Source organism: Micromonospora sp. AKA38, assembly GCF_027925725.1.
Classification (GTDB): domain Bacteria; phylum Actinomycetota; class Actinomycetes; order Mycobacteriales; family Micromonosporaceae; genus Micromonospora.
On the sequence record NZ_BNEI01000003.1, the window covers coordinates 90,256 to 114,631 of the forward strand.

The 24,376-nt window shown below is 72.9% G+C and carries 21 protein-coding genes and 1 tRNA gene; 7 read left to right on the plus strand and 15 right to left on the minus strand.

Annotated features, from left to right (window positions below; all coding sequences use genetic code 11):
• Nucleotides 1-2: 2 nt before the first annotated feature.
• The 7 genes from TPA0908_RS08805 to TPA0908_RS08835 all read right to left on the minus strand — a co-directional run bounded on the left by TPA0908_RS08805 (nt 3) and on the right by TPA0908_RS08835 (nt 7,023).
• Nucleotides 3-713, minus strand: coding sequence for an ABC transporter ATP-binding protein (locus tag TPA0908_RS08805; protein WP_281936423.1), 711 nt, complete (start codon nt 711-713; stop codon nt 3-5).
• Entirely contained in the window at nt 703-1,548 is an 846-nt protein-coding gene (locus tag TPA0908_RS08810) for an ABC transporter ATP-binding protein (RefSeq protein ID WP_374709190.1), read from the minus strand. The genes TPA0908_RS08805 and TPA0908_RS08810 overlap by 11 nt, the downstream gene beginning before the upstream one ends.
• Nucleotides 1,541-2,680 (minus strand): branched-chain amino acid ABC transporter permease, encoded by a 1,140-nt coding sequence (locus tag TPA0908_RS08815; RefSeq protein WP_281936425.1) that lies wholly within the window; start codon nt 2,678-2,680, stop codon nt 1,541-1,543. Before TPA0908_RS08815 ends, TPA0908_RS08810 begins: the two co-directional genes overlap by 8 nt.
• Nucleotides 2,677-3,627, minus strand: a complete 951-nt coding sequence (locus TPA0908_RS08820; RefSeq protein ID WP_107157517.1) for a branched-chain amino acid ABC transporter permease — start codon at nt 3,625-3,627, stop codon at nt 2,677-2,679. Before TPA0908_RS08820 ends, TPA0908_RS08815 begins: the two co-directional genes overlap by 4 nt.
• Nucleotides 3,628-3,734: 107 nt before the next feature.
• Entirely contained in the window at nt 3,735-4,895 is a 1,161-nt protein-coding gene (locus TPA0908_RS08825) for a branched-chain amino acid ABC transporter substrate-binding protein (protein ID WP_281936428.1), read from the minus strand.
• A gap of 259 nt (nt 4,896-5,154) precedes the next feature.
• Complete coding sequence (locus tag TPA0908_RS08830) at nt 5,155-6,342, minus strand: hypothetical protein (RefSeq protein WP_281936430.1); 1,188 nt, start codon at nt 6,340-6,342, stop codon at nt 5,155-5,157.
• Nucleotides 6,343-6,402: 60 nt separating this feature from the next.
• Nucleotides 6,403-7,023, minus strand: a complete 621-nt coding sequence (locus tag TPA0908_RS08835; RefSeq protein WP_281936432.1) for an ANTAR domain-containing response regulator — start codon at nt 7,021-7,023, stop codon at nt 6,403-6,405.
• An 81-nt stretch (nt 7,024-7,104) separates the two neighbouring features.
• On the opposite strand from TPA0908_RS08835, the gene TPA0908_RS08840 reads away from it, so the two are divergent.
• Nucleotides 7,105-7,187, plus strand: a tRNA-Leu gene (locus TPA0908_RS08840).
• Between the two features lie 47 nt (nt 7,188-7,234).
• Complete coding sequence (locus TPA0908_RS08845; RefSeq protein ID WP_281936435.1) at nt 7,235-7,969, plus strand: transcriptional regulator; 735 nt, start codon at nt 7,235-7,237, stop codon at nt 7,967-7,969.
• A 52-nt stretch (nt 7,970-8,021) separates the two neighbouring features.
• Here the strand turns inward: TPA0908_RS08845 and TPA0908_RS08850 are convergent, their stop codons facing one another.
• Nucleotides 8,022-9,179 carry a trans-sulfuration enzyme family protein gene (locus tag TPA0908_RS08850; RefSeq protein WP_281936436.1) on the minus strand — a complete coding sequence of 386 codons (1,158 nt, stop codon included), beginning with the start codon at nt 9,177-9,179 and terminating at the stop codon, nt 8,022-8,024.
• A gap of 102 nt (nt 9,180-9,281) precedes the next feature.
• Here TPA0908_RS08850 and TPA0908_RS08855 point away from each other — a divergent pair, with 102 nt between their 5' ends.
• On the plus strand, nt 9,282-9,761 hold the full coding sequence (locus tag TPA0908_RS08855) for an Lrp/AsnC family transcriptional regulator (RefSeq protein WP_281936438.1): 480 nt from the start codon (nt 9,282-9,284) through the stop codon (nt 9,759-9,761).
• Between the two features lie 61 nt (nt 9,762-9,822).
• Nucleotides 9,823-10,818 carry an LLM class flavin-dependent oxidoreductase gene (locus TPA0908_RS08860; protein WP_281936440.1) on the plus strand — a complete coding sequence of 332 codons (996 nt, stop codon included), beginning with the start codon at nt 9,823-9,825 and terminating at the stop codon, nt 10,816-10,818.
• Nucleotides 10,819-10,985: 167 nt separating this feature from the next.
• Here TPA0908_RS08860 and TPA0908_RS08865 read toward each other — a convergent pair whose 3' ends face one another.
• The 6 genes from TPA0908_RS08865 to TPA0908_RS08890 form a co-directional block, all read right to left on the minus strand.
• Complete coding sequence (locus TPA0908_RS08865) at nt 10,986-13,247, minus strand: rhamnogalacturonan lyase family protein (protein ID WP_281936442.1); 2,262 nt, start codon at nt 13,245-13,247, stop codon at nt 10,986-10,988.
• Between the two features lie 411 nt (nt 13,248-13,658).
• Entirely contained in the window at nt 13,659-14,642 is a 984-nt protein-coding gene (locus TPA0908_RS08870; protein ID WP_281936444.1) for a sulfite exporter TauE/SafE family protein, read from the minus strand.
• A 109-nt stretch (nt 14,643-14,751) separates the two neighbouring features.
• On the minus strand, nt 14,752-15,237 hold the full coding sequence (locus tag TPA0908_RS08875) for an RrF2 family transcriptional regulator (RefSeq protein WP_281936446.1): 486 nt from the start codon (nt 15,235-15,237) through the stop codon (nt 14,752-14,754).
• A 71-nt stretch (nt 15,238-15,308) separates the two neighbouring features.
• Nucleotides 15,309-16,178, minus strand: a complete 870-nt coding sequence (locus tag TPA0908_RS08880) for an acyl-CoA thioesterase (RefSeq protein ID WP_374709214.1) — start codon at nt 16,176-16,178, stop codon at nt 15,309-15,311.
• An 11-nt stretch (nt 16,179-16,189) separates the two neighbouring features.
• Complete coding sequence (gene pyk, locus TPA0908_RS08885; RefSeq protein ID WP_281936451.1) at nt 16,190-17,638, minus strand: pyruvate kinase; 1,449 nt, start codon at nt 17,636-17,638, stop codon at nt 16,190-16,192.
• Nucleotides 17,639-18,206: 568 nt separating this feature from the next.
• Complete coding sequence (locus TPA0908_RS08890) at nt 18,207-18,572, minus strand: YciI family protein (RefSeq protein WP_281936453.1); 366 nt, start codon at nt 18,570-18,572, stop codon at nt 18,207-18,209.
• Nucleotides 18,573-18,718: 146 nt separating this feature from the next.
• Here TPA0908_RS08890 and TPA0908_RS08895 point away from each other — a divergent pair, with 146 nt between their 5' ends.
• The 3 genes from TPA0908_RS08895 to TPA0908_RS08905 are packed head-to-tail and all read left to right on the plus strand — an operon-like array spanning nt 18,719 to nt 23,427.
• A complete protein-coding gene (locus TPA0908_RS08895; protein ID WP_281936454.1) occupies nt 18,719-21,418 on the plus strand; it encodes a glycosyltransferase family protein in 2,700 nt (899 codons plus the stop codon).
• A gap of 9 nt (nt 21,419-21,427) precedes the next feature.
• Nucleotides 21,428-22,420, plus strand: coding sequence for a queuosine salvage family protein (locus TPA0908_RS08900; RefSeq protein ID WP_281936455.1), 993 nt, complete (start codon nt 21,428-21,430; stop codon nt 22,418-22,420).
• An 11-nt stretch (nt 22,421-22,431) separates the two neighbouring features.
• Nucleotides 22,432-23,427: a hydroxyacid dehydrogenase gene (locus TPA0908_RS08905; RefSeq protein ID WP_281936456.1), complete on the plus strand. Its 996-nt coding sequence runs from the start codon at nt 22,432-22,434 to the stop codon at nt 23,425-23,427.
• Nucleotides 23,428-23,438: 11 nt separating this feature from the next.
• Here the strand turns inward: TPA0908_RS08905 and TPA0908_RS08910 are convergent, their stop codons facing one another.
• On the minus strand, nt 23,439-24,251 hold the full coding sequence (locus tag TPA0908_RS08910) for a glycosyltransferase family 8 protein (RefSeq protein ID WP_281936457.1): 813 nt from the start codon (nt 24,249-24,251) through the stop codon (nt 23,439-23,441).
• Between the last annotated feature and the right edge of the window lie 125 nt (nt 24,252-24,376).

Sequence of the window (24,376 nt, forward strand, 5' to 3'; positions counted from 1 at the left end):
GGTCAGGCCACGCCGAGGTAGGCCTCTTTGACCGAGGGGTCGTGCAGCAGGTCGGCGCCGGTGCCGCTCTTGACGATCCGGCCGGTCTCCAGCACGTACGCCCGGTGTGCGCGGGCCAGGGCCTGCTGGGCGTTCTGCTCCACCAGCAGGATGGTGGTGCCCTGCTGGTTGATCTCCGTGATGATGGTGAAGATCTGCTGGATGAGCATCGGCGCGAGACCCATCGACGGCTCGTCGAGCAGCAACAGCTTCGGCCGGCTCATCAGCGCCCGGCCGACCGCGAGCATCTGCTGCTCGCCGCCGGAGAGCGTGCCACCGGGCTGCTTGCGCCGCTCGGCCAGCCGGGGGAACAGCTCCAGCACCCGCGCCAGGTCCTGCGCGATGCCGGCCCTGTCCCGCCGGGTGTACGCCCCCATGTCGAGGTTCTCCAGCACCGTCATGCCGGGGAAGATGCCCCGGCCCTCGGGCGCCTGGCACAGCCCGCGCCGGACCCGCAGGTCGGCCCGGAGCTTGGAGATGTCCTCACCGGCGAACCTGATGCTGCCGGTGGCGATCGGCCGGATGCCGGAGATCGCCCGCATGGTGGTGGACTTGCCGGCGCCGTTCGCGCCGATCAGCGCGACGATCTCGCCCTCGTCCACGGTCAGGCTGATGCCGTGCAGCGCCTGGATCCGCCCGTAGAGCAGGCTCACGTCCTCGATCTCAAGCAGCATCGTCCGGCACCCCCAGGTACGCCGCGATCACCTTCGGGTTGTCCCGCACCTCGGCGGGCAGCCCCTCGGCGATCTTCTTTCCGAACTCCAGCACCACGATCCGGTCGGTCACGCCCATCACCAGGCGCATGTCGTGCTCGATCAGCAGCACCGTCACGCCGGTGTCGCGGATCTGCCGGATGAGCTGGAGCAACTCCTCCTTCTCCGCCGGGTTGAAGCCGGCGGCCGGCTCGTCCAGGCAGAGCAGCACCGGGTCGGTGGCCAGCGCCCGGGCGATCTCCAGGCGCCGCTGCTCGCCGTACGACAGGTTGCGGGCGAACTCGTGCATCCGGGGCAGGATGCCGACGAACTCCAGCAGGCGTTCGGCCTTCTCCCGGCCCTCGCGCTCCTCCTTCCAGTGCCGCGGCAGCCGCAGCAGCGCGGAGAGCACGCTGGTCTTGTGGTGCGCGTCCGCGCCGACCTGGACGTTCTCCAGCGCGGTCATCTCCGGGAAGAGCCGGATGTTCTGGAACGTGCGGGCCATGCCCATCCGGGTGATCTGGTGGCGCTTCTTGCCGCTGATCTTCTCGCCCCGGAACCGGATCTGCCCCTCGGTGGGCTGGTAGATGCCGGTCATCGCGTTGAAGCAGGTGGTCTTGCCCGCGCCGTTGGGCCCGATCAGCCCGAGGATCTCGCCCTTGTAGAGCGTGAAGTCCACGTCGTTGAGCGCGACCACACCGCCGAAGCGCAGCGTGACGTGGTCGACCTCCAGCAACGGCTCGCGCTTGTCCACCGTCTCGACGGCGGGCGCCGCGGCCTGGGCCGGAACGGCCGGGGTCTGTTCGGTGTCACTCACCGACGATCACCTCCTTGCGACGGTCCTTGAACTCCGCCGCTCGTCGCCGGTTCGGGATGAGGCCCTGCGGCCGGAAGATCATCATCACCACGAGCACCAGACCGAAGAAGAGGAACCGGTACTCGTACAGCTCGACGCCGAACAGCTCGATGCCGCGGAACCGCTCGATCATGTACGCCACCAGGCCGCCGCCGACGATCGCGCCGACGATGTTGCCGGAGCCGCCGAAGATGACCGCGGCCAGGATGATGATCGAGTTGAGCAGCTCGAAGTTCTGCGAGTTGACGAAGTTCTGCTTGCCGGCGAACAACGCGCCGGCCAGGCCGGCGATCGCCGCGCCGGAGGCGAACGCCCACAGCTTGAACTTGAACGTCGGCACACCCATGAGCTGGGCCGCGTCCTCGTCCTCCCGGATCGAGATCCAGGCCCGGCCGACCCGGCTGTGGGTCAGGTTCCGCACCCCGATCACCACCAGGATGATCAGCGTGAGCACCAGCCAGTAGTAGGGGCGGGCGTCGAGCACACCGAAGAACGGCTTGCCGTCGGCGTACTTGCCGGGCGGGTGCGGGATCTGGTTGAAGCCCCGCTGCCCCTTGAGGAACTCGGAGCTGACCGCCGCGATCCGGATCATCTCGGCGAAGCCGAGCGTCACCAGCGCCAGGTAGTCGCCGCGCAACCGCAGCGTCGGCGTGCCCAGCATGACGCCGGAGACCATGGTCAGGGCGATCGCGATCGGCACCACCAGCAGCCACGGCCACAGCGTCTTGATGTTGCTGCTCGGCGACGTCAACACCGCGACCGTGTACGCGCCGACCGCGAAGAAGCCGAAGTAGCCCAGGTCGAGCAGGCCGGCGAAGCCGACCACGATGTTCAGCCCGACCGCCAGCAACACGTAGATCGAGACGGTGAAGAGCACCTGGGTGAAGTTCGCCCCGGGCGTCGGGATCGGCCCGAGGTACTGGTAGAACTCCTTGTTCGGCAACGCGTAGAAGAACACGATCACCGCGGCCAGCAGCACCCAGCGCACCCAGCGCGGAGCGTGGTGCCAACGATCCGAGATCGCCGCCCGGCCGTGCCGCAGCTTGTCCACCGCCGTCTCCCGCCGCTCCGGCGGGTCAATGGTGGTCGTCATGCGCGTGCCCTCCCCAGTGATTCGCCCAGCAGACCGGTCGGCCGGAACATCAGCAGCACGACCAGCACCGCGAACGCGGCGAAGTCCTTCCACTGACTGCCGAACAGGCCCGAGGCGTAGTTCTCCACGACGCCCAGCAGCAGGCCGCCGATCAGCGCGCCGCGGAGATTGCCGATGCCGCCGAGCACCGCCGCGGTGAACGCCTTGAGGCCCAGCAGGAAACCGACGCTGTAGGTGAGCGTCTGGATCCGGACGTCGTAGAGCAGGCCCGCGACACCGGCCATGGTGCCGCCGGCGATGAAGACCATCAGGATGATCCGGTCCTTGTTGACGCCCATCAGCGCCGCCGTGTTGGCGTCCTGGGCCACCGCCCGGATACCGCGGCCGGTGCGGCTGCGGTTGATGAACTGGTCCAGCGCGAACATCATCACCAACGCGGCGCCGATGGTGAGCAGCTGGATGCTGTCGATCGGCACACCGGCGACGTGGAACAGTGGCTTGGAGCTGACCAGCGACGGCGCGCCCTGCGGCAGGCGTCGGGTGTAGACGCCGAACGCCTCGGAGATCGCGATCGAGGCGCCGATCGCGGTGATGAGGAACGCCAGCGGCGGCGCGTTGCGCTTGCGCAGCGGCCGGTACGCCACCCGCTCGATCACCGTCGCGGTGCCGGCCGAGGCGATGGCCGCCACGATCATCGCCACCAGCAGGTAGAACAAGATCGAGCCGACGCCGCTGACCTGCGAGTCCTGGTCGAGGCCGAAGCCGTTCCAGGTCCAGATCGCGGCGAACGCGCCGGCGATGAAGACCTCGGAGTGGGCGAAGTTGATGAGCCTGAGCACGCCGTAGACAAGCGTGTAGCCGAGCGCGACCAGGGCGTAGATCGCACCCTGCGTCAGGCCGGTCGTGGTGAGTTCCCCGAAGTTGGAGAACAGTCCGTCGAAGTTCAAGGGAGGGACGCTCCGTCGCTGAAGAGAAAAAGGGGGTGCGGCCGGGAGCCAGCTCCCGGCCGCACCCGCGATTCACAACTCAATCGCCAGTCGCAGCGATCGACCGATCAGGACTTGGGGATCTCCTGGTCCGGGACGACCTTGCCGCCCTGCACCTTGAACGCCCAGACCTTGACCTGCGCCGGGTCCAGCTCGCCGCCCTCGACGAACTTGTAGCTGGCCGCCACGCCCTCGCCGCTGTAGCCCTTCACGAACTCCAGCAGGTCGGCGCGGGAGGACTTGCCGGCCTTGATGCCCGCCAGCAGGATGTTCGCCGCGTCGAACGCGGTGTCGCTGTAGGTGCCCGGGTCGGCGCCGTTGAGCGCCTTGTAGTCGGCGGCGAAGGTGCCGCGCGCCTCGGTGGACGGCTGGCAGGGGCAGGTGAGGATGGTGCCCTCGGCAGCCGCCGCGCCGGCGGAGGTGATGTACGCGCCGTCGTTGACGCCGTCACCGGCGACCAGCGGGGCGGTGACGCCGGCAGCGGTGAGCTGCTTGCGGATCAGGCCGGCCTCCTGGTAGTAGCCACCGTAGAAGACCGCCTTGACGTTCGCGGCCTTGACCTTGGTGACCACGCCGGAGAACTCGGTCTGCTTGCCCTCGCCCTGGACCTTGTCGCTACCCACGACCGCCGGGCCGAGCACCTTCTTGACCTCGTCGGCCAGGCCCGCGCCGTACGCCGACTGGTCGTCGATGACGTAGACCCGGTCGGCCTTCATCACGTTCTTCATGTAGTTGCCGGCGGCCGGGCCCTGGCTGAAGTCGTTGCCGACCGCGCGGAAGAACGTCTTCCAGCCCTGCTCGGCGAGGCTGGGCCGAGTCGCGGAGGGGGTGATGGTGACCAGGCCGGCCTCGCTGAACAGCGGACCGGCGGCCTCCGACTCACCCGAGTAGGCCGGACCCACCACGCCGAGGATCTTGGCGTCGTCGATCGCCTTCTGGGCCAGACCGGGCGCCTGGTCCGGGCTGCCCTGCGAGTCGAGCTCGGCGAGCTCCACCTTGCAGTCGGCGTTCTCCTTGTTGTACTTGTCGACCGCCAGCTTGACGCCGTTCTTCTCGTTGATGCCCAGCGCGGCCGAGCTACCGGTCAGCGCGCCGAAGAAAGCGATCTTGCTCCCGCAGGCGCTGCCCCCGGACGCTTCGTCGTCGCTGCCGCTGGAACAAGCGGTACCACCGGCGACGAGCGCCAGCATGGCGACCCCGCCGATCACGCGTGCGAGCTTCTGCCTCAAGGCCCGAACCCTCCTCCGTCCATGGTCCGAACCACCCGCTGCTGATTGGCACTTGCGGGGGGCGGACGAACCAGACCGTCGTCGCCGGTCTGGGCCGGGACGTTATCCCACCGGCCAGCGGTGGCGTAAGACCCGGAAAGCGGGGTTGACCGAACCGTTACACGCCGTGGCGGATTCCCGACGCTTCCCGTAAGAACCGAAGGCGACGCAGGGCGTTCACCGAGGTTTCATCGGTAACGGGTGAACCCGCCATCACCCGCTACTCATCGACGGCCGGCAACGCCGCCCACCAGGCACGGGAGCTTTTCCCGTCGTCGGCGACCACAAGCAATCCGGCCTTGTCGGCGGCCACCGCCAGCGCGGCGTCCCCGCGGTCCGGCACCGACGCCGGGACGATCACCGGCCGCCACGACGCGCCACCGTCACCCGAGATCCACAGCCGCCGATCCGCGCCGTCCCCGGTCGCCGCGAACAGCCGGCCGTCGACGCCCACCAGGCCCGCCACCGACAGCACCCCGGGACCGGCCGCGCCGAACCCGCCCACCCGCTGCCAACCGTCCGACGACCCCGCCGGCGCGCGCCACACCGCGAAGCCGTCCCGGACCGGACCCACCACGGTCGGCGCGCCGTCGCGCGTCACCACCCGCTCCGCCGCCCCGCCGCCCGCCGCCACCGGCAGGGCCGACCGCCGCCACGACCGGCCGTCCACCGACGACCAGGCCAACGGCATCAGGGCGGCGCCGCCGGTCGGCAGCAACGACCCCACCACCAGCCAGCCGGAACCCACCGCCACCGCGTCGTACGCCGCCGTCCGGCCCCGGGCGTCGCCGGCCAGTTCCGGCACCCCGTCGCGCAACGCGAACCCTCCGGCGTCCGGCGACGACCACACCGCCGCCCCGTCGACACGCGCCCCGGCGATCAACCAGCCCGCCGGCCCGGCCGCCAGCCGCGCCGCGCTCACCGCGCGCGGCCCGCCGAACAACTCGAACGCCGCCGGCACCTCCCGCACCGGCCCGCCCGGACGCCACACCCAGGTTCCGGTACGCGGATTGCCGTGCACGCCGCCCGTCTTCGCGCCGAGCGCCGCCATTCCGTCGTCGCGGCAGGCCACCGCGTAGAGCACGTGCTGCCGGCCGTAGAACGTCTGCGCCCGCACCGGCAACGCCGACCAGCTCAGCCCGTCCGCGCTGGACCAGGCCGCCGGCCGGGTCTCCCCCGCGCCGTCGACCAGCCCGCCGACCGCGTACCAGTGGTTCCCGCAGTGCGCCGCGTCGCGCAGCAGCGGCCGACCCGCGACGCCCGCCGGCACGGGCAACTCGACAGCCCGCCAGGCCGGGCGCACCGGGGCCGGATCAGCGGGCCGCTCCGGCGTCGACCGGCAGGCGGTCAGCAGCACCGCCACGCCGGCCACCACGGCGAGCACCGACCTGAGGCGCGAAGAAGGCATGCATCCGATCCTATCGATCGGCAGTCCTCCCGGGCGGGCCGTTCGTCGCCGGCGGGTGGCTCAGGACGCGGGCTGCGCCACCTCTCCGCCGGCGGTCTCCGCGAGGATCCGCTCGGCGACCTCCTTCATGGTCATCCGGTGGTCCATCGCGGTGCGCTGGATCCACTTGAACGCCTGCGGCTCGGTCATGCCGTACGTCGTCATCAGCGCGCCCTTGGCCCGCTCGACGGTCTTGCGGATCTCCAGCCGGTCGGTGAGGCCGGCCACCTCCGCCTCCAGGGCGGAGATCTCCGAGTACCGGGACAGCGCGATCTCCACCGCCGGCACCAGGTCGCTCTTCTGGAACGGCTTGACCAGGTACGCCATCGCACCGGCTGCCCGGGCCCGCTCGACCAGGTCACGCTGGCTGAACGCGGTCAGGATGATCACGGGGGCGATGCGCGCGCCGGCGATCCGCTCGGCGGCGGCCAGCCCGTCCATGATCGGCATCTTGATGTCGAGGATGACCAGGTCGGGCTTGAGCTCCTCGGCGAGTTTGACGGCGGTCTCCCCGTCGCCGGCCTCGCCGACCACCTCGTAGCCCTCCTCGACCAGCATCTCGGCCAGGTCCAGCCGGATCAGCGCCTCGTCCTCGGCGATCAGAACGCGCTTGCGCTCGGCATCCGTCTGCATCTCGCCCACGAGCCACTCCCACCATCGATCCCGGCACGGTCACCACCCATGCTCCCGCATGAGCGTAGTCGGGTACAGTTACCCCACCCCGCCGGGATGGTGGAACGGCATACACGGAAGTCTCAAACACTTCTGCCCGAAAGGGCTTGCGGGTTCGAATCCCGCTCCCGGCACTTTTGTCATACGCCTGTTCGAAGATGTCGCTGTGCATCCTCCCGAAATGCGGGCACGGGCCCGCGCCCTCCGTGCCCGGGGTCACAACATCCGATCGGTTGCCCGCAGCCTGTCCCTGCCCTACACCACCGTCTGGCACTGGTGCGTCGACCGGCCGGAGCCGACCGTCTTCGGTAGCGCGGTCCGATGCTTCCGCTGTCGACCCGGCCAGGACAGTCCAACCGATCCGGCCGCCTACGCCTACCTGCTCGGGCTCTACCTGGGAGACGGTCATCTCGTCACCACCGACCGGACGCCGGTGCTCCGCGTCTACTGCGCGGACACCTGGCCGAACCTGATCGACCTGTGCGACGCCGCGATGCGCGCCGTCCTGGCCAACAAGGTGCAGCGCATCCAGAAGCGAGGTTGCGTCGCCGTGCAGAGCACCGCACTTCATTGGCCGTGCCTGTTTCCCCAGCACGGGCCGGGCAAGAAGCACGAACGCCCGATCGTCCTGGCCGACTGGCAGCGGAGCATCGTCGAGGCCCAGGCGGGCGGCTTTCTGCGTGGCCTCTTCCACTCCGACGGCTGCCGCTTCGCCAACCGGGTCGTGGTCCGCGGGAAGGAGTACGTCTATCCCCGCTACATGTTCTCCAACCGCTCCACCGACATCATGGCGCTGTGCCAGTGGGCCCTCGACCTGCTCGGCATCGCCTGGCGGATGAACCTGCCGTGGTCCCTCTCGGTCGCTCGGAGGGAGGCGGTCGCCTCGCTGGACCGGCACGTCGGCCCGAAGTCCTGACCGGACGCCACGGCCGAGCGCACGCCTCGACCGGACGCGCGGCGGCGTCGCGTCAGGTGGACGCCAGCGCCCGCGCCAGGTCCGCGCGCAGGTCCTCCGGGTCCTCCAGCCCGACCGAGACGCGCAGCAGCGCGCCGCCCGGCTTGGCGTCGCCCTCGACCGGCCGGTGCGTCAGCGACGCCGGGTGCTGGATGAGCGTGTCGACGCCGCCGAGCGAGACCGCGTGCGTGATCAGTTCGCAGGCGCCGGCGACCGTGGCCGCGGCGGGCGCGCCGCCGCGTACCTCGAAGGCGAGGAGGCTGCCGCCGCCGGACATCTGGCGGCCGACCAGCCCGGCCGGGTCGTGCCGGGACGGGTGGTGGACCCGTTCGACGGCGGGGTGACCGGCGAGCCAGGCGGCGAGTTTCTCGGCGCCGGCCTGCTGGGCGCGGACCCGCAGCGGGAGGGTCTGGAGGCCGCGGTGCAGCAGGTACGCGCCGAGCGGGTGCAGGACGGCGCCGGTGACGGCGCGCACCTGGCGCAGCCGGGCGGCCCAGTCGGGCGCGCAGGCGACGACGCCGGCGAGGACGTCGCCGTGGCCGCCGATGCTCTTGGTGGCGCTGTGCAGGACGAGCGCGGCGCCGTGCCGGGTGGGCTGCTGGAGGACGGGCGTGGCCACGGTGTTGTCGACGAGCAGCGGGACGTGGCCGGCGGCGGTGGCGAGCGCGGCGATGTCGACGAGGTCGAGCGTCGGGTTGGCCGGGGTCTCCACCACGACGAGCGCGGTGTCGGGGCGGATCGCGGCGGCGACGTCGTCGGCGCGGGCCCAGGTGACCTCGGTGCCGAGCAGGCCGCTGGCGAGGACGTGGTCGGTGCCGCCGTAGAGCGGGCGGACGGCGACGACGTGGCGCTTGCCGTCGCGGGTGGCGGCGAGCAGGGTGGCGGTGAGCGCGGCCATGCCGCTGGCGAAGGCGACCGCCTCGGCGGTGCCCTCGAGGTGGGCAAGCGCGGTCTCGAAGCGGGCCACGGTGGGGTTCCAGAGCCGCTGGTAGACGGCGCTGCCGCCGGCCGGGAGCGGGTTGCCGGTGGCGAGCGTCTCGTAGTCGTCGCCGCCGCCGGCGACCGAGGGCAGCGGGTTGGTGGTGGAGAGGTCGATGGGCGGGACGTGGACGCCGAGCCCGGCGAGGTCGTCACGCCCGGCGTGCACGGCTGCGGTGTCCACGGCGGTCATGCCGGGAAGCGTCGAACATGACGACGGGTCAGGGCAAGGGGAGCGAAGAAGATTCTGATGATCTCGCTTCCGCCCGGAGCTTGTTCGGTGGAGGATGTCGGCATGCCTCTCGCACCGAACGATGTACGGCCGTTCTCCGCCCTCGACGACGTCGACCGCGCGATCCTCACCGAGCTGACCGCGGACGGGCGGCTGCCGAACAACGCGCTCGCCGAGCGGGTGGGGGTGGCGCCGTCGACGTGCCTGACGCGTACCCGCGCGCTGCGGGAGTGCGGGGCGATCCGCGGGTTCCACGCCGAGGTGGACCCGGCGGCGGTGGGCCTGCCTTTGCAGGCGTTGGTGTCGGTGCGGTTGACCGCGCACGAACGGGCCGCGGTGGACGCGTTCCGGGCCCGGTCGGTGCGGCTGCCCGGGGTGGTGTCGGTGTTCCACGTGGCCGGCGCGGAGGACTACGTGCTGCACGTGCGGGCGGCGTCCGGGGACGCGTTGCGGGACTTCGTGCTCGACCATCTGGCGGTCGATCCGGCGGTGCAGCACACCCAGACCAGTCTGATCTTCGAGCAGGCGCGGGGTATGGGCTGACCCACTCGGCGGAACAATTCCGGCACGTCGCCGGTTGCACCATCGCGTGATCGACGTACCGATGTCTGTTCTTGACCTTGCCCCGGTGGCCGCGGCCGGCAACGCCGGTGAGGCGCTGCGGCACACCACCGAGCTGGCCCGCCGCACCGAGGAGCTGGGCTACCGCCGGTTCTGGGTGGCCGAGCACCACAACATGCCGGCGATCGCCAGTTCGGCGCCGGCGGTGCTGCTCGCGCACCTGGCCGCGCACACCAGCACGATCCGGTTGGGCTCGGGCGGAGTGATGCTGCCCAACCACGCGCCGCTGGTGGTGGCCGAGCAGTTCGGCACGCTCGACGCGCTGCACCCGGGCCGGATCGACCTGGGCATCGGGCGGGCGCCCGGCACCGACCAGGGGACCGCGCTGGCGTTGCGCCGCACCATGGAGGGCCTGTCCGCCGAGCACTTCCCGCGCGAGCTGGCCGACCTGATGAACTACTTCAGTGGCGCCGAGCCGGGTCCGATCACCGCGACGCCGGGGCGCGGGCAGTCGCCGCAGGTGTGGCTGCTCGGGTCGAGCGGCTTCAGCGCCCAGCTCGCCGGCCTGCTCGGGTTGCCGTTCTCGTTCGCGCACCACTTCAGCGCGCAGAACACCGTCCCGGCGTTGCAGCTCTACCGGCAGCACTTCCGGCCGTCGCAGTGGCTGGACCGGCCGTACGCGATGGTGGCGGTCAACGCGGTCTGCGCGGAGACCGACGAGCGGGCGGAGTGGCTGGCCGGGCCGGCCGGGCTGTCGTTCCTGAAGCTGCGGTCGGGGCGGCCGGAGCCGCTGGTCACGCCGGAGGAGGCGGCGGCCTATCCGTACTCCGCGCTGGAGCGGGACTTCGTGGCGCAGCGTCGCGACGGTCAGGCGACCGGTTCGCCGGAGACGGTGGCCCGGCAGCTCGGGACGCTGCTGGAGCGCACCGGCGCGGACGAGCTGATGCTGACCGCGATGGTCTACGACGTGGACGACCGGGTCCGCTCGTTCGAGTTGATCGCCGAGAAGGTGTCCGGTGGCCTGCGCCGCGAAGGCTGAAACACGCTCTTCATAGCCACGTCACCGCAGCGTCGCGTGGGACGCATAGCTTTGTCCCCGGTGGTGGTACGGCATTCCCGGTCGGGACGGGTCGGGAATGCTGCGGTGTGGTGCACCGGGTCGCCGGCTGAGCGGATTCCGCGGCCGGCGACCCGGTGCCTGCCGTTTCAGCGCAGGTAGATGTTCGGCGCGGCCGGCGTGCTCATGCCGTCCCCGAGGTGGAAGCCCGGGTGCGGCGGCTGGTTGTAGGCGGTGTTCTGCCAGGCGACGGCGACCCGGTACTGCGGGTCGTGCATCAGCGTCGGCAGGCGCAGGCCGGTGGTGACCGGCGTGCTGTAGATGCGCAGCGCCGAGCTGTCGGCGGTGCGCCAGACCACTTCCTCGCGCCAGTCGCCGAGGAGGTCGGCGGAGAGCGCCGGGGTGGACTTGGTGCCGTTGTTGGACGCGACGTTGCTGCCGGTGAGCAGTCGCGTCTCGCCACCGGTGCCGTACTTGTCGATCTTGGTGCCGTCGAGCAGCTCGCGGACCGGGTCGCCGTCCCACCAGATCAGGAAGTTGGCCGAGGACGGCTTGCGGCCGACGTTCTGCCCGCGCGTGTTGAGCAGGCCGTCGACCGCCGAGGACCAGGACTCGGCGCCGGGGCTGCCGGCCCAGATGTCGTCGGAGACGCCGCGACCGTTGTCGCCGTTCGGCGCGGTCTGCCAGAGGAGCTGACCGGTACGCGCGTCGGACATCCACGAACTGGGCTTGCTGCCGTCCTCGTCGACCTTGAAGACCTCCAGGCCGGCGCGGGACGGGTCGAGGTCGCCGACGTGCAGCGCGTCGCCGTGCCCGTTGCCGGTCGAGTAGAGGAGCCGGCCGTTGTCGTCGATGGTGGCGGCCCCGTACACGATCTCCTGACGGCCGTCGTTGTCCACGTCGGCCACCGAGAGCTGGTGGTTGCCCTGACCGGCGGCGGCGCCGTTGCCGGAGACGTTGGAGTCGAACGTCCACCGCTTGCGCAACGTGCCGTCGCGGAAGTCCCAGGCGGCGATCACCGCGCGGGTGTAGTAGCCGCGCGCCATGATCAGCGACGGGCGCTGCCCGTCCAGGTAGGCGGTGCCGGCGAGGAACCGGTCGACCCGGTTGCCGTACGAGTCGCCCCAGGAGGAGACCGTGCCGCGCGGCGGGTCGTAGTCGACGGTGGACAGCGCCGCGCCGGTGCGCCCGTCGAACATGGTCAGGTACTCCGGGCCGGCGAGCACGTAGCCGCTGGAGTTGCGGTGGTCGGCCGAGGACGAGCCGATCACCTGGCCGGTGCCGGAGCGCGAGCCGTCGGCGGTCTTCATGGCCACCTCGGCGTCCCCGTCGCCGTCGTAGTCGTACACCTGGAACTGGGTGTAGTGGGCGCCGGCGCGGATGTTGCGGCCCAGGTCGATCCGCCACAGCCGGGCGCCGGTCAGGGTGTAGGCGTCCACGTAGACGTTGCCGGTGTAGCCGGACTGCGAGTTGTCCTTGGCGTTCGACGGGTCCCACTTGAGCACGAACTCGTAGCGGCCGTCGCCGTCGAGGTCGCCCACGCCGGCGTCGTTGGCCGAGTAGCTGTACGCCTCGCCGCTCGGCGTGGTGCCGCCGGGCGGGGCCTGGATCGGCACGTCCAGGTAGCCGTTGGCGAACTGGAGCGCCGGGGCGGACGCCGCCTGCTCGGCGCCGTTCACCACGGCCCGCACGGTGTACGCGGACCCGGCCGCCGCGCCGCCGTCCAGGTAGCTGGTGGCGCCGGTGATCGGGCTCGTGTTGACCTTGGTGGCGCCGCGGTAGAGGTTGAACGACACACCCGAGGTCTCGGTGCCGAGCAGCCGCCAGGAGACCAGGTTCCCGCTGCCGGAGCGGACGCTGACCAGCCCTCGGTCGAGTTTCTCCATCTGCTTCGCCCCGGCCGGCGGAGTGGTGGGCGGCGGGGTGGTGGGCGGCGGCGTGGTCGGGGGCGGCGTGGTCGGGCCGGACGTCGTCGGCGTCGCGGTCGGGGGCGCGCCGGTGCACGTGGTGCCGTTCAGGGTGAACGTGGTGGGGGCCGGGTTGCTGGCGTTGTTCCAGGAGGCGTTGAATCCGAAGTTCGCGGTGCCACCGGTGCCGATGGCGGCGTTGTAGCCGGCGTCGCGGGCGGTGACCTGGACGCCGGACTGGCTGACCGTGGCGTTCCACGCCTGGGCGACCTGCTGACCGGCGGCGAAGCTCCAGCCGAGTGTCCAGCCGTCGACCGGGTCGCCGAGGTTGGTCACGGTGACGTCGGCGCCGAAGCCGCCGCCCCACTGGTTGGTGATCCGGTAGTCGACCCGGCAGGCGGCGGCCGCCGCCGAGGCGGTGACGGTGGTGAGCACGCCGGCCGCCAGCGTGGCCGCCGAGACCGCGGCGAGCAGGGCGAGCCGGCGTGAGGTGGTGTGGTGCACGGGGGTTGCCTTTCGCGAAGGTCGGGCACGCGGCGACGCCGGCCTGCCCGGACCGGCGGGAGTGTGCACGTGCGCTGACGCGACGGGAACGTCGACGCATCGACGTTGATGATTAGGCTCCGCGCTCCGCAAGCGTAGCCACCACCGCGCACCCCCACAAGCACGCCGCGCCCCGGCGGAACCTCGCCCGCCGCTCTGAACACGGAGAGTGACGTCTCAGTACCACAATTCGCGGGACGGCGATATACCACTGAGGCATAAATATGACGGAGCGGTATATCGCGCGCGAGTGCATCCACCAAGGGCCGGCGACACGCCGACGAACGCGGCGCGCCGGCCGGGATGCCGCTCGTCAGCGCCGCCGGCGGCTCAACCCTCGACCCGGGAGGCTCAACCCCCGACGTGGGAGGCTCAACCCTCGACGGCGGCGGCGAGCGGCCGGGGCTCCCCCGCCTCGACCGGCGGAGCCGAGGCGTCAGCCACCGCGACCGACGGAGCCGGCGCCGCGGCGAGCGCCGCCTCGACCGTGGCCCGGGCCCGGCGGGCGCGACGCAGCGCGCGTACCGCCAGCACCATGGCGACCAGCCAGCCGGCGCCGAGCACGGCGTAGACCAGGGCCGGCACCGGGCCGCCCAGCTCGCCGGCACGCAGCAGGGTGCGGGCGTTGGTCAGCACGATCACGCCGCCGATCACGGCGCCGAGCACCTGGGCGGGCACGATGCGGACCAGCCAGGCCGCGATCGGCGCGGCGATCAGGCCGCCGATCAGCAGCGCGGCGACGGTGGGCAGCAGGAAGCCCTCCGAGCCGAGGCCGATCAGGAAGCCGACGCTGGCCGCGCCCGCCACCACGAACTCGGAGGTGTCCACCGAGCCGATGACCTTGCGGGGCTCCATCCGGCCGGAGACCAGCAGCGCCGGGGTGGCGACCGGACCCCAACCGCCACCGCCGGTGGCGTCGACGAAGCCGGCGACCAGCCCGAGCGGGGCCAGGAATCGGCTACGCAGCCGGCCGGCGGCGCGGTTGGCACGCAGCGGCCGGGAGAAGCGGATCAGCAGGTACGCGCCGAGGGTGAACAGGATGGCGGCCATCCACGGGGCGGCCGACTCGGTGGAGATGGAGCTCAGGAACGTGGCGCCGGCGAACGCGCCGATCGCACCGGGCAGCGCGATCCGGCCGACCACCTTCCAGTCGACGTTGCCGAAGCGCCAGTGCGACACGCCGGCGGCAAGCGTGGTGCCGATCTCGGCCAGGTGCACCGAGGCGGAGGCCGCGGCCGGCGCGACACCGGCGAAGAGCAGCAGCGTCGAGGACGTCAGCCCGTACGCCATGCCGAGCGCGCCGTCGACAAGTTGCGCGAGGAGCCCGACGAGGGCGAGTACCAGCAGCTTGCGCACGAGCGCCCCCTGACTTTTCGGTATCTCCTATCAACTTGGTCGACAATGCGGCACGGAGGCACCCCGGGTCAAGTCCCCCATCCGGTTGGTGGGACACGCCGGACGGCCGTCAGCTCCAGGCGCGCGGGTCGGCGGCCAGCTCGTTGACCCGGGCGGGCAACGTGCCGGTGGCCACGTCGGCGATCGTGACCAGCTCCAGGATCTCCCGCTCGCTGGCCCGCAGCGCGATCCACACGTCCTGCAACGCGCGGGCCGCGCCCTGGTAGCCGAGCTGCTCCGGGCGGTGGCCGCGGACGTGCGCCAGCGGCCCGTCGATCACCCGGATCACCTCGGCCAGGGAGATCTCCCCGGCCGGACGGGCCAGCCAGTAGCCCCCCTCGGGGCCTCGCTGGGCGTGCACGATGCCGCCCCGGCGGAGCTGGAGCAGGATGCTCTCCAGGAACTTCGGCGGGATGTCCTGCGAGCGGGCGATCTGCTCGGCGGTCACCGGCCGGCTCCGCCCGGCGGCCGTGCCCTCGGCGACCGTGCCCTCGGCGACCGAGGCCAGCTCGGCAGCCGCACGGAGGGCATAGTCGACCCGGGCGGAGAGACGCATGCCGGCAAGGTTAGTCGCCTGTTCAGCCGCCCGGTCTCCCGACCCTCGGCCGAACGGTCACGGTTGCCGGGTCAGCCACCCACCCGGCGCAGCAGCCCCTCCTGCACGGCGCTGGCGATGTGCCGGCCGTCGGTGGTGAACATCCGGCCGGTGGCCAGGCCCCGGGCGCCCGAGGCGGACGGGCTCCAGCAGTCGTAGAGGAACCACTCGTCGGCGCGGAACGACCGGTGGAACCAGAGCGCGTGGTCGAGGCTCGCGCCCACCACCCCGCCCGGCCCCCACACCTCGCCGTGCACCGACAGCACCGAGTCGAGCAGCGTCAGGTCCGAGGCGTACGTCAGCGCGCAGGCGTGCAGCAGCGGATCGTCCGGCAGCTTGCCGTCGATGCGCATCCAGACCCGCTGGTGCGGCTCGGCCGGGCGGTCGCCGGGGCGTACCCAGCCGGGCTCGCCGACGTACCGGACGTCGATCGGGCGCGGGATCTGCCCCCAGATGCCGAGCCGTTCCGGGTAGCGGGACAGCCGGTCGGTCATGGTGGGCACGTCGTCCGGGCCGGGCACGTCGGGTGGGAGCGGGGCGTGGTGGTCCAGCCCCTCCTCCTGCCGTTGGAACGACGCCGACATGAAGAAGATCGGCTTGTCGTGCTGGAGCGCCACCGAACGGCGCACCGAGAAGGACCGGCCGTCGCGGACGTTCTCCACCTGGTAGTCGATCGGCTCGGCCGGGTCGCCGGGCCGCACGAAGTAACCGTGCAGGGAGTGCACGGCCCGCTCCGGGCCGACCGTGCGGCCGGCCGCCACCAGCGCCTGACCGGCGACCTGGCCTCCGTAGACCCGCTGCGGGCCCACCTGCGGGCTCATCCCGCGGAAGGCCATCTCGCCGGTCTGCGCGAGGTCCAGCACCTCCAGGAGCTGGTCGACGGCGGCCTGCCCGGTCGCCACCGGAGCGTCACTCACTGGAGGGCCCGGGCCGCCGCGGCGTCGACGAGCGAGCCGAGCTGGTGCACGCGCAGCGTGTTGGTGGAGCCGGGGGTGCCGGGCGGGCTGCCGGCCACGATCACCACGTAGTCGCCCGGGTTGGCCCGGTTCAGGCCGAGCAGCGCCTGGTCGACCTGGCGGAACATGTCGTCGGTGTGCTGCACGAACGGCATCAGGAACGTCTCCACGCCCCAGCAGAGCGCCAGCTGGTTGCGCACCTCCGGCACCGGCGTGAACGCCAGCAGCGGCAGGTCGCAGTGCAGCCGGCTGAGCCGCTTGACGGTGTCGCCGGTCTGCGAGAACGCCACCATGGCCTTGGCGCCGATGGCGCGGGCGATCGACGACGCGGCGACGGTGAGCGCGCCGCCGTGCGTACGCGGGTCGTGCTGGAGCCGGGGCACGGCGATGGAGCCGGCCTCGGTGGTGGTGACGATCTTCGCCATGGTGCTGACGGTGAGCACCGGGTACTTGCCGACGCTGGTCTCGCCGGAGAGCATCACCGCGTCCGCGCCGTCGAGCACGGCGTTGGCCACGTCGGAGGCCTCGGCGCGGGTCGGGCGGGAGTTCTCGATCATCGAGTCGAGCATCTGGGTGGCCACGATGACCGGCTTGGCGTTCTCCCGGCAGAGCTGCACGGCGCGCTTCTGCACCAGCGGGACCTGATCCAGCGGCAGCTCCACGCCGAGGTCGCCACGGGCGACCATGACGCCGTCGAAGGCGAGCACGATCGCCTCCAGGTGGTCGACCGCCTCCGGCTTCTCGACCTTGGCGAGCACCGGGCGACGGACACCCTCCTCGTCCATGATCGAGTGGACGAGCTTGATGTCGTCCGGCGAGCGGACGAAGGAGAGCGCCACCAGGTCGACGCCGAGGCCGAGGGCGAAGCGCAGGTCCTCGGCGTCCTTGTCGGACAGGGCCGGGACGCTGACCGCCACGTTCGGCAGCGAGACGCCCTTGTTGTTGGAGACCGGACCGCCCTCGGTGACCAGGCAGCGGATGTCGTTGCCGGTGACGTCGCTGACCTCGACCGCGACCCGGCCGTCGTCGATCAGCAGCCGGTCGCCCGCCTTCACCTCCTGCGGCAGCTTGCGGTAGGTGCAGGAGACCCGCTCCTTGGTGCCGAGGATGTCGTCGCCGGTGATCACCACGGAGTCACCGGTGCGCCACTCGTGCGGCCCGTCGGCGAAGCGCCCGAGCCGGATCTTGGGGCCCTGGAGGTCGGCGAGCACGGCGACCGGCTGCCCGGCGGCCTCGGCCGCCTCCCGGACCAGCCGGCAGACCGACTCGTGGTCGGCGTGACTGCCGTGGCTGAAGTTGAGCCTCGCCACGTTCATGCCGGCCTCGACGAGCCCCCGGATGCGCTCCGGGGACGAGGTGGCGGGGCCCAGAGTGCAGACAATCTTCGCGCGGCGTGTCACGCCCATCAGGCTAGTCTCTCCTCCGGGTCGGCTCACCAGCCGACCCCTTGCGGACTTGCGGAACAGTTGTCCAACGATGCGCGAACAAACGCGCGGGCGGGCGGTAGGCGTACCGCACCGGAACGTCGTGTGGCGGGCATCGGCGACCGCGCGGCGGAAATCGTACCGCCCGTCGTCACCGCCCGACGCGGGGTCCGGGCCGGCCGGCCGGCGGCGTGGGCACGGCGGAGAACACCTCGTGCGGGTCGTACCGGTGATTGGCCCGGCGCAGCCGGTCCCGGACCGGCCCGTAGGCGAGCCGGACCCGGTCGGTCTCCTCCGGCGCGAGCAGGTTCGGGTGGCCGCCGGGCAGCGCGTGCGGCGCCCGCGCCGCCGCGGTGCGCTCGGCCCACGCCCGGTGCGGCGCCGGGTCCCCGCCCGGCGTCCGGACCGCGATGATCTCGACCGGCAGGTGGTCGGCACGCAGCCCGAAGGCGGTCCCGCCGACCGGCGCCCGGGCCGCCGCGCCGTGGAAGTGGGCGGCGCGATCGCCGAGAACGGCGGGCTGACCGCGCCGGCCGCTGCGGTCAGTCCCTCAGCTCTCCGCCTTGACCAGCGGGAACTCCAGCGAGCCGGCCGGGCAGAGGAAGGTCAGCACCTCCACCCGGTAGAGCCCGGCCTGCACCGCCGGGTCGGCCTCCATGACGCTGCGTACGTCGTCCACCGAGCCGGTCCGGGCCAGGCCGAAGCCGATCGGCGGGTCGGGTTCCCGGGCCGGCCCGTCCACCGAGCCGTCGATCAGCACGATGCCGCGCCGCTGCAACGCCTGCATGTGCCGGAGGTGCTCGGACTGCAACCGCTGCACGGTCTCCTCCGGCAGCGCCCGACCGGAGGGTCCGGGGTAGAGCACGATGCACTCGTAGGTGTCCAACGCGAAGTCGAGCCGGGGCGTGGGGCCCATGCGCACCTCCTGACCGCCGTCGCGTCCAGCCTCGCACGGGGCCGCGTCACCGCGGGGTCGCTCGCCGCAACTGCCCCGGGTCACCGCCGGAACAGGGCGTTCGTCCCGCCGTTGCCAGCGCCTTCAGGGCATTGATATCTTTCCGCGTGCACATCGCCCGGGGCTCGGCCGCGGCCGCCTCACCGTGGTTGGCCGGCCCGCCGGGCGACGCCGACGTCGACCCGGAGCCGTCCTCGCTGGGGCAGGCCCTCCGCGGGTTCGCGACCCGTACGCTCACCGAGTTCGTGACGCGCTACACGCCGCGCTTCCGGGTGCCCCGCGTCCTCGCCGGGTTCCCGGTGCAGGCGGACGTGCACGCCGACCTCGCCCACGTCCTCGGGCTGCTGCACGCCGGCGGGGTGACCCGGCTCGCCGGCACGCCGATCGACGACGCGTTGCTGACCGTGCTCGGCGCGGTCGACGGCGAGCGGACCCACACGTTCGCCTCCTACCGGGTGGCGGAGACGCTGCGCCGGTTCGGCCCGTGGACGGACAACGCGCTGCTCCCCCGACTGCCGCCGGAGCGGCGGGAGCAGCTGCGGGCCGCCGTGGACACCGGTCCGCACGAGAGCTGGCTGGACGCCCGGACGCCGCGCAACTACGCGGCGGTGCTGGCCCGGTGCGAGCACGCCCGGGCGGAGCTCGGGCTGCCGGTGGACGCCGCGGCGCTGGACGACCTGGTCCGCCGCACCCGCGACCTGATCGAGGAGACGCCGGGTCGGCAGTTGGACGACTCCACCGACGGCTCCGGCCGGTTCGACATCTACGGCCCGGCCCTGTATCCGGTCGCCGAGCCGCTGGCCGCCCGGATCGGCCCGGTCTGGGCGGCGGGCGCCCGCGACGCGCTCGCCCTGGTGGATCTCGTGGTGACCGACAGCGGGAGCGCCGTCGCCTGGGGCCGCTCCGCCGGGGCGCTGGCCCGCTGCCTCACCGTCGAACTGGCCGGGCTGGTCGCGCGCCGCCCCGAGCTGTCCCCGACCGGCCGCGACGAGTGGGCGGCCCGGGCCCGCGACGCGTTCGACGCGCTCCGCCCCTGGTTCGACCAGGGGTTGATCCAGGCCCACCGGTACCGGTCGACCTACGCGTACCGGGGTCCCGCACGGCGGCTCCAGATGACCCTCGACTGCCTCGGCAAGCTGCTGGACGCGGCGAACTCGCTGGACTCCGTCCCGATGCCGGGCCCGACGCCCCGCCGGCCGCGCGACGCGGTCTTCTTCTTCGACCGCGCCCGCCACGCCGGCGTCTGGTCGTACCGCTCGGCGCAGACCGCGTTCGTGCTGCCGCTGGTCGGGTCCACCGTCTCGGACTACCTGCCCGCCCCGCAGTGGCCCGGCCTGTTCGAGGTGCCGGTGGACAGCGCCCTCGCCACCGGCGTGCCGGTGGCGGTGCGGGACGGGCGTACGGTCGTGCCCGCCGGTCGGCCCGACCGGGTGGTCCACCGGCCGGGCGGCCTGGAGGTGGTCCACCACCGCTGGCAGGAGCCCGGACGGCGGCAGACACCCGCCGACCTCCCGCCGGTGCCCGCGACGCGTCGAGCCCGGTACGAGGTGCGCGGCCGGACCCTGCACGTGCACGAGGAGCTGCGCTTCGACCAGCCGCCGGAGGCGGTCGCGCTCCAGGTGACGGAGGCGGCGGCCCGGCCGCTGCGGGTCGAGTTCGGCGTCGGCCCGGCGGACGTGGTCACCACCGTCGAGGTGGCGGGCGTGTCGGCCTACCGCAGCTACTTCGGCGAGTTGCCGGTCGTGCACCAGGTGGAGGTGGCGCCGGCCACCCGGATGGCGTTCACCTGGTCGGTGACGCCCAAGCTGCGGGTGGCCAGCTCGGCGTACGGCCACCACTACGACGCCCTGCTCTACGGTCCGCTGCGGGACCGGGTGCACGAGGTGGCGCTGGGCCGCGGGCAGCTCGACCGGCACCGGGAGATCCTGGCCGACGTCGACGTGTTCCACCTGCACTGGCCGGAGCGGCTGCTCCCGGCGGAGCTGGCCGGGCACCTCGCCCTGATCGACGCGATCCGGGACAGCGGGGTACGGCTCCTGCTCACCCAGCACAACCTCACGCCGCACGACCGGCAGCCGCGGTGGCGGCCGGTCTACCAGGCCTGGGCGGCGGCCGCCGACGGCGTGGTGCACCACAGCGCGCGCGGCCGGGACCGGGCGCGCGACGTGCTGCCCTACCCGGACGACGCCCGCCACTGGGTCGTTCCGCACGGGCACTTCGGCGACCTGATGACCGACATCCGCGCCGACGACCGGGCCCGCACCGAGCGGGAGTACGGCCTGCGGCCGGGCGCGCTGCGGCTGGGCGTGATCGGGGCGCCCCGCCCGGAGAAGGACACCGCGCTGGTCATCGACGCGGTGGCCGCGTCCGCCCGCGACGACATCGAACTGCTGGTCCTCTCCGGCACCCCGGAGCTGCCCCGGTCACCGGACCCCCGGATCCGGGTGGTGCCCTACGATCTGGTGCCCCGCCGCGAGTACAACCGGCGGCTCGCCGCGATCGACGTGCTGGTGCTGCCGTTCCGCGACGGCGAGATGCTGGCCACCGGGACCGTGGCCGACGCGATCGGGCGGGGGCTGCCGGCGCTGGTGTCGCCGTGGCCCTTCCTCACCGAGATGCTCGGCGGGTCCGCCATCCCGTACGGCCGCACCCGGGAGGACCTGACCCGCTGCCTGGACTCGCTGGACGACGCCCGCCTCGACCGGGCCCGCGCCGCGAGCGGACGGCTACGCGCCACGTACGACTGGGCCCGGGTGGCGGAGTCGCACCTCGCCGCGCTGGAGTCCCTGGGTCCCGCGAAGCTCTGAGGAGAGTGGATGACCGACCAGACCACCGACCGGACCGCGTCGCCGGACCACACCGTCGACCACCCGGCCGCGCTGCGCGTCGCCGCCGCCTCGGTGGCGGCCCGGGCCACCCACGCCCGGCCCTCGGCGCGCCCGGTCGACGCCAGCTACCTCGACGAGCTGCGCCGCCAGCCGCCGGTGGAGTCCGGGCTGGCCCGGCTGCCGGACGAACGGACCCGGATCGGCTTCGTGATCGTCCGCGACGCCGTCAACTTCGGCTCCGGCCTGCACCCGCACCTGGTGAAGCTGCCCGGCCTGTCCGGCGCCCGGACCATCGGCCAGCTCCTGCTCGACCGGGTGCGCCGGGACGGCGTGCCGACCCCCGCGTACCTGGCCGGGCTGGACGGGCGGGCCTGCGCGGAGATGTTCGGCCAACCCACGCGGGGTCCGGCGTTCACCCTGATGACCATGTTCGCCACCGCCTGGAACGAGCTGGGCGCGTACACCGGGGACCGGTTCGGTGGGGAGTACCCGGCGCTGGTGGAGGAGGCGGCCGGGTCGCCGACGGCGATGGTGGCGATCCTGGCCGGGATGCCGCACTGGCGGGACGTCTCCCGCCACGGCGACCTGGACGTGCCGTTCCACAAGCGGGCCCAGCTCGCGACGTACGGCCTGTCGTTGTGCCACGACCCCGGCGGCGCGCGACGGTTCGCCGACCTCGGCCGGCTGACCGCGTTCGCGGACAATCTCATCCCGCACGTGCTGATCGAGGACGGGCTGCTGGAGATCGACGCGGAGCTGGCCGACTCGCTGCGGGCCGGCCGGCCGTTGGCGCACGGCAGCCCGGCGGAGGTCGAACTGCGGGCCGCGGCGGTCGAGATCTGTGAGCGACTGGCCCACCGGGCGGCGGCGGCCGGCGACCCGGTGCACCCCGTGGAGCTGGCCAGCCTGCTGTGGAAGAAGGGGCAGCAGCCGCGCTACAAGGCCCGGCCCCGGCCCCGCAGCGTCAGCTTCGCCTACTGAGGAGGACGCGGATGCTCCCGGCCGCCCTGCTGATGCGCGCGGACCTGCCCGACCAGCTCTTCACCCCCACCAGCCGGGCCCGGCTGGACCGGCTGGTCAGCCTCCCCCCGGGCCCCTGGACCGGCTGGTCCGACGCCACCCCGGCGGCGTTGCGCCGCACCGAGCTGTTGCTGACCGGCTGGGGCTGCCCACGCCTCGGCGTGGCGGAGCTGGCCGCCATGCCCCGCCTGCGGGCGGTGGTCCACACCGGCGGCTCGGTCAAGGAACTGCTCGACCCGGCGGTGTGGGAGCGCGGCGTCCGGGTCACCACCTCGGCCCGGGCCAACGCGGTGCCGGTCGCCGACTACACGGTGGCGATGGTGCTGCTGGCCGGCAAGAACGTCCTCGCCGCCGCCGACCGCTACCGGCGCAGCCTGGACCGCCGCGCCCTGCTCACCGGCTACCCGGCGACGGGCAACGCGGACCGGACGGTGGGCCTGGTCGGCGCGTCCCGGGTCGGCCGGCTGGTGGCGGCCCGCCTGTCGGACCTCGGCTTCCGGCTGCTCTGCCACGACCCATTCCTGGAACCGGACGACGCGGAGCGGCTCGGGGTACGGCCCGTCGAGCTGGCGCACCTGCTCCGCGAGTCGTCGATCGTCAGCCTGCACGCCCCGCTCACCCCGGAGACGGCCGGGATGATCGACGCGGCCGGACTGTCGCTGCTGCCCGACGGCGCCACCCTGATCAACACCGCCCGGGCCGGGCTGCTGGACCAGGAGGCGCTGCTCGGGCACCTGCGTACGGGCCGGCTCTCCGCCGTGCTGGACGTGACCGACCCCGAGCCGCTACCGCTGGACCATCCCCTGCGCACCCTGCCGAACGTGCTCGTCACCCCGCACGTCGCCGGCGCGCAGGGCAGCGAGCTGCGCCGGCTCGGCGACCAGGCGGTGGAGGAGGTGGACCGGTTCGTCCGCGGCCTGCCGGCGGCGGATCCGGTCCTGGCGGAGCGGCTGCCGTTCCTCGCCTGAGCCGGGCCGCCTCAGCCGTCCAGCTCCGCGCGGTACTTCCAGTAGCGCCGGCCGAACTCGCTGAAGTCGGGGAACTCGTCGGTCCAGAACTTCTTCGGCCCGACGCAGTGCACCAGGGACACCTGCGCCGGGTCACCGCCGTAGACCGGCTCCAGCCGCCAGCCCATCATGTGGTTCCACCGGTGCGACAGCCGCAGCCAGCGTCCGAACAGGACGTGGTTCAGCGCGTCCTGGTCGGGGTAGCGCGCGGCGTCCGCGTGCCGTTCGATGTAGTCGAGCGCGCGGCCGGTGACGTCCGCGTCGCGCCACCGGGCGAGGTCGATCAGCAACATGCCGGAGTTGAAGTAGGGCGCCTGCGGGTCCAGCGTGGCCTCCTCCCGCAGCCCCGGGAGCGCGCCCCCGTCGGCCAGCCGCCGGGTGTACGCGTCGCGCACCGCACCGACCACCGCCTCGCCGAGCGCGACGTCGGCGAGCCCGGCCAGCGACCCCGTGCAGAGCATGTCGCAGTCGAGGTAGACCAGCCGGTCCAGCTCGACCGGCACCAGCCAGGGCAGGAACAGCCGCAGGTACATGCCCTGGGAGATGTGTCGCGCGCTGTCCCGGGTGGACAGCGGCAGGTGCGCCACCCGGTCCACCGGCCGGAAGCGCACCTCGCCGCGGTCGCCGACCTGCCGGCGGACCGCGTCGCGCAGGTCCGACCCGAGATCGTGATCGGTGACCAGCCAGAAGGTGGGCGCCGCCAGCGCGCCCTCGCGCAGGATGCTCTCGATGAGGACCCGTGCGTGCGGCACGTACGCCTCGTCGAAGCCGAGTCCGAAGTGCACCGCGTTCCCATCGTCGTCCGGGCGCGCCCGGCGGTGGCGCCGCTGCCAGCTTCGGACACGGCGGCCGGATTGCCAACCCCGCACGACCCCTATCCGGCAGCGACGGGAACCGATGTCCGGCCCGC

What these genes read in the sequence shown, in the direction of transcription:
- TPA0908_RS08805 (WP_281936423.1), bottom strand. Translation starts at nt 713, where the DNA reads ATGCTGCTTGAGATCGAGGACGTGAGCCTGCTCTACGGGCGGATCCAG.
- TPA0908_RS08815 (WP_281936425.1), bottom strand. Translation starts at nt 2,680, where the DNA reads ATGACGACCACCATTGACCCGCCGGAGCGGCGGGAGACGGCGGTGGAC.
- TPA0908_RS08830 (WP_281936430.1), bottom strand. Translation starts at nt 6,342, where the DNA reads ATGCCTTCTTCGCGCCTCAGGTCGGTGCTCGCCGTGGTGGCCGGCGTG.
- TPA0908_RS08845 (WP_281936435.1), top strand. Translation starts at nt 7,235, where the DNA reads ATGCGGGCACGGGCCCGCGCCCTCCGTGCCCGGGGTCACAACATCCGA.
- TPA0908_RS08850 (WP_281936436.1), bottom strand. Translation starts at nt 9,179, where the DNA reads ATGACCGCCGTGGACACCGCAGCCGTGCACGCCGGGCGTGACGACCTC.
- TPA0908_RS08855 (WP_281936438.1), top strand. Translation starts at nt 9,282, where the DNA reads ATGCCTCTCGCACCGAACGATGTACGGCCGTTCTCCGCCCTCGACGAC.
- TPA0908_RS08860 (WP_281936440.1), top strand. Translation starts at nt 9,823, where the DNA reads ATGTCTGTTCTTGACCTTGCCCCGGTGGCCGCGGCCGGCAACGCCGGT.
- TPA0908_RS08875 (WP_281936446.1), bottom strand. Translation starts at nt 15,237, where the DNA reads ATGCGTCTCTCCGCCCGGGTCGACTATGCCCTCCGTGCGGCTGCCGAG.
- pyk (WP_281936451.1), bottom strand. Translation starts at nt 17,638, where the DNA reads ATGGGCGTGACACGCCGCGCGAAGATTGTCTGCACTCTGGGCCCCGCC.
- TPA0908_RS08890 (WP_281936453.1), bottom strand. Translation starts at nt 18,572, where the DNA reads ATGGGCCCCACGCCCCGGCTCGACTTCGCGTTGGACACCTACGAGTGC.
- TPA0908_RS08900 (WP_281936455.1), top strand. Translation starts at nt 21,428, where the DNA reads ATGACCGACCAGACCACCGACCGGACCGCGTCGCCGGACCACACCGTC.
- TPA0908_RS08905 (WP_281936456.1), top strand. Translation starts at nt 22,432, where the DNA reads ATGCTCCCGGCCGCCCTGCTGATGCGCGCGGACCTGCCCGACCAGCTC.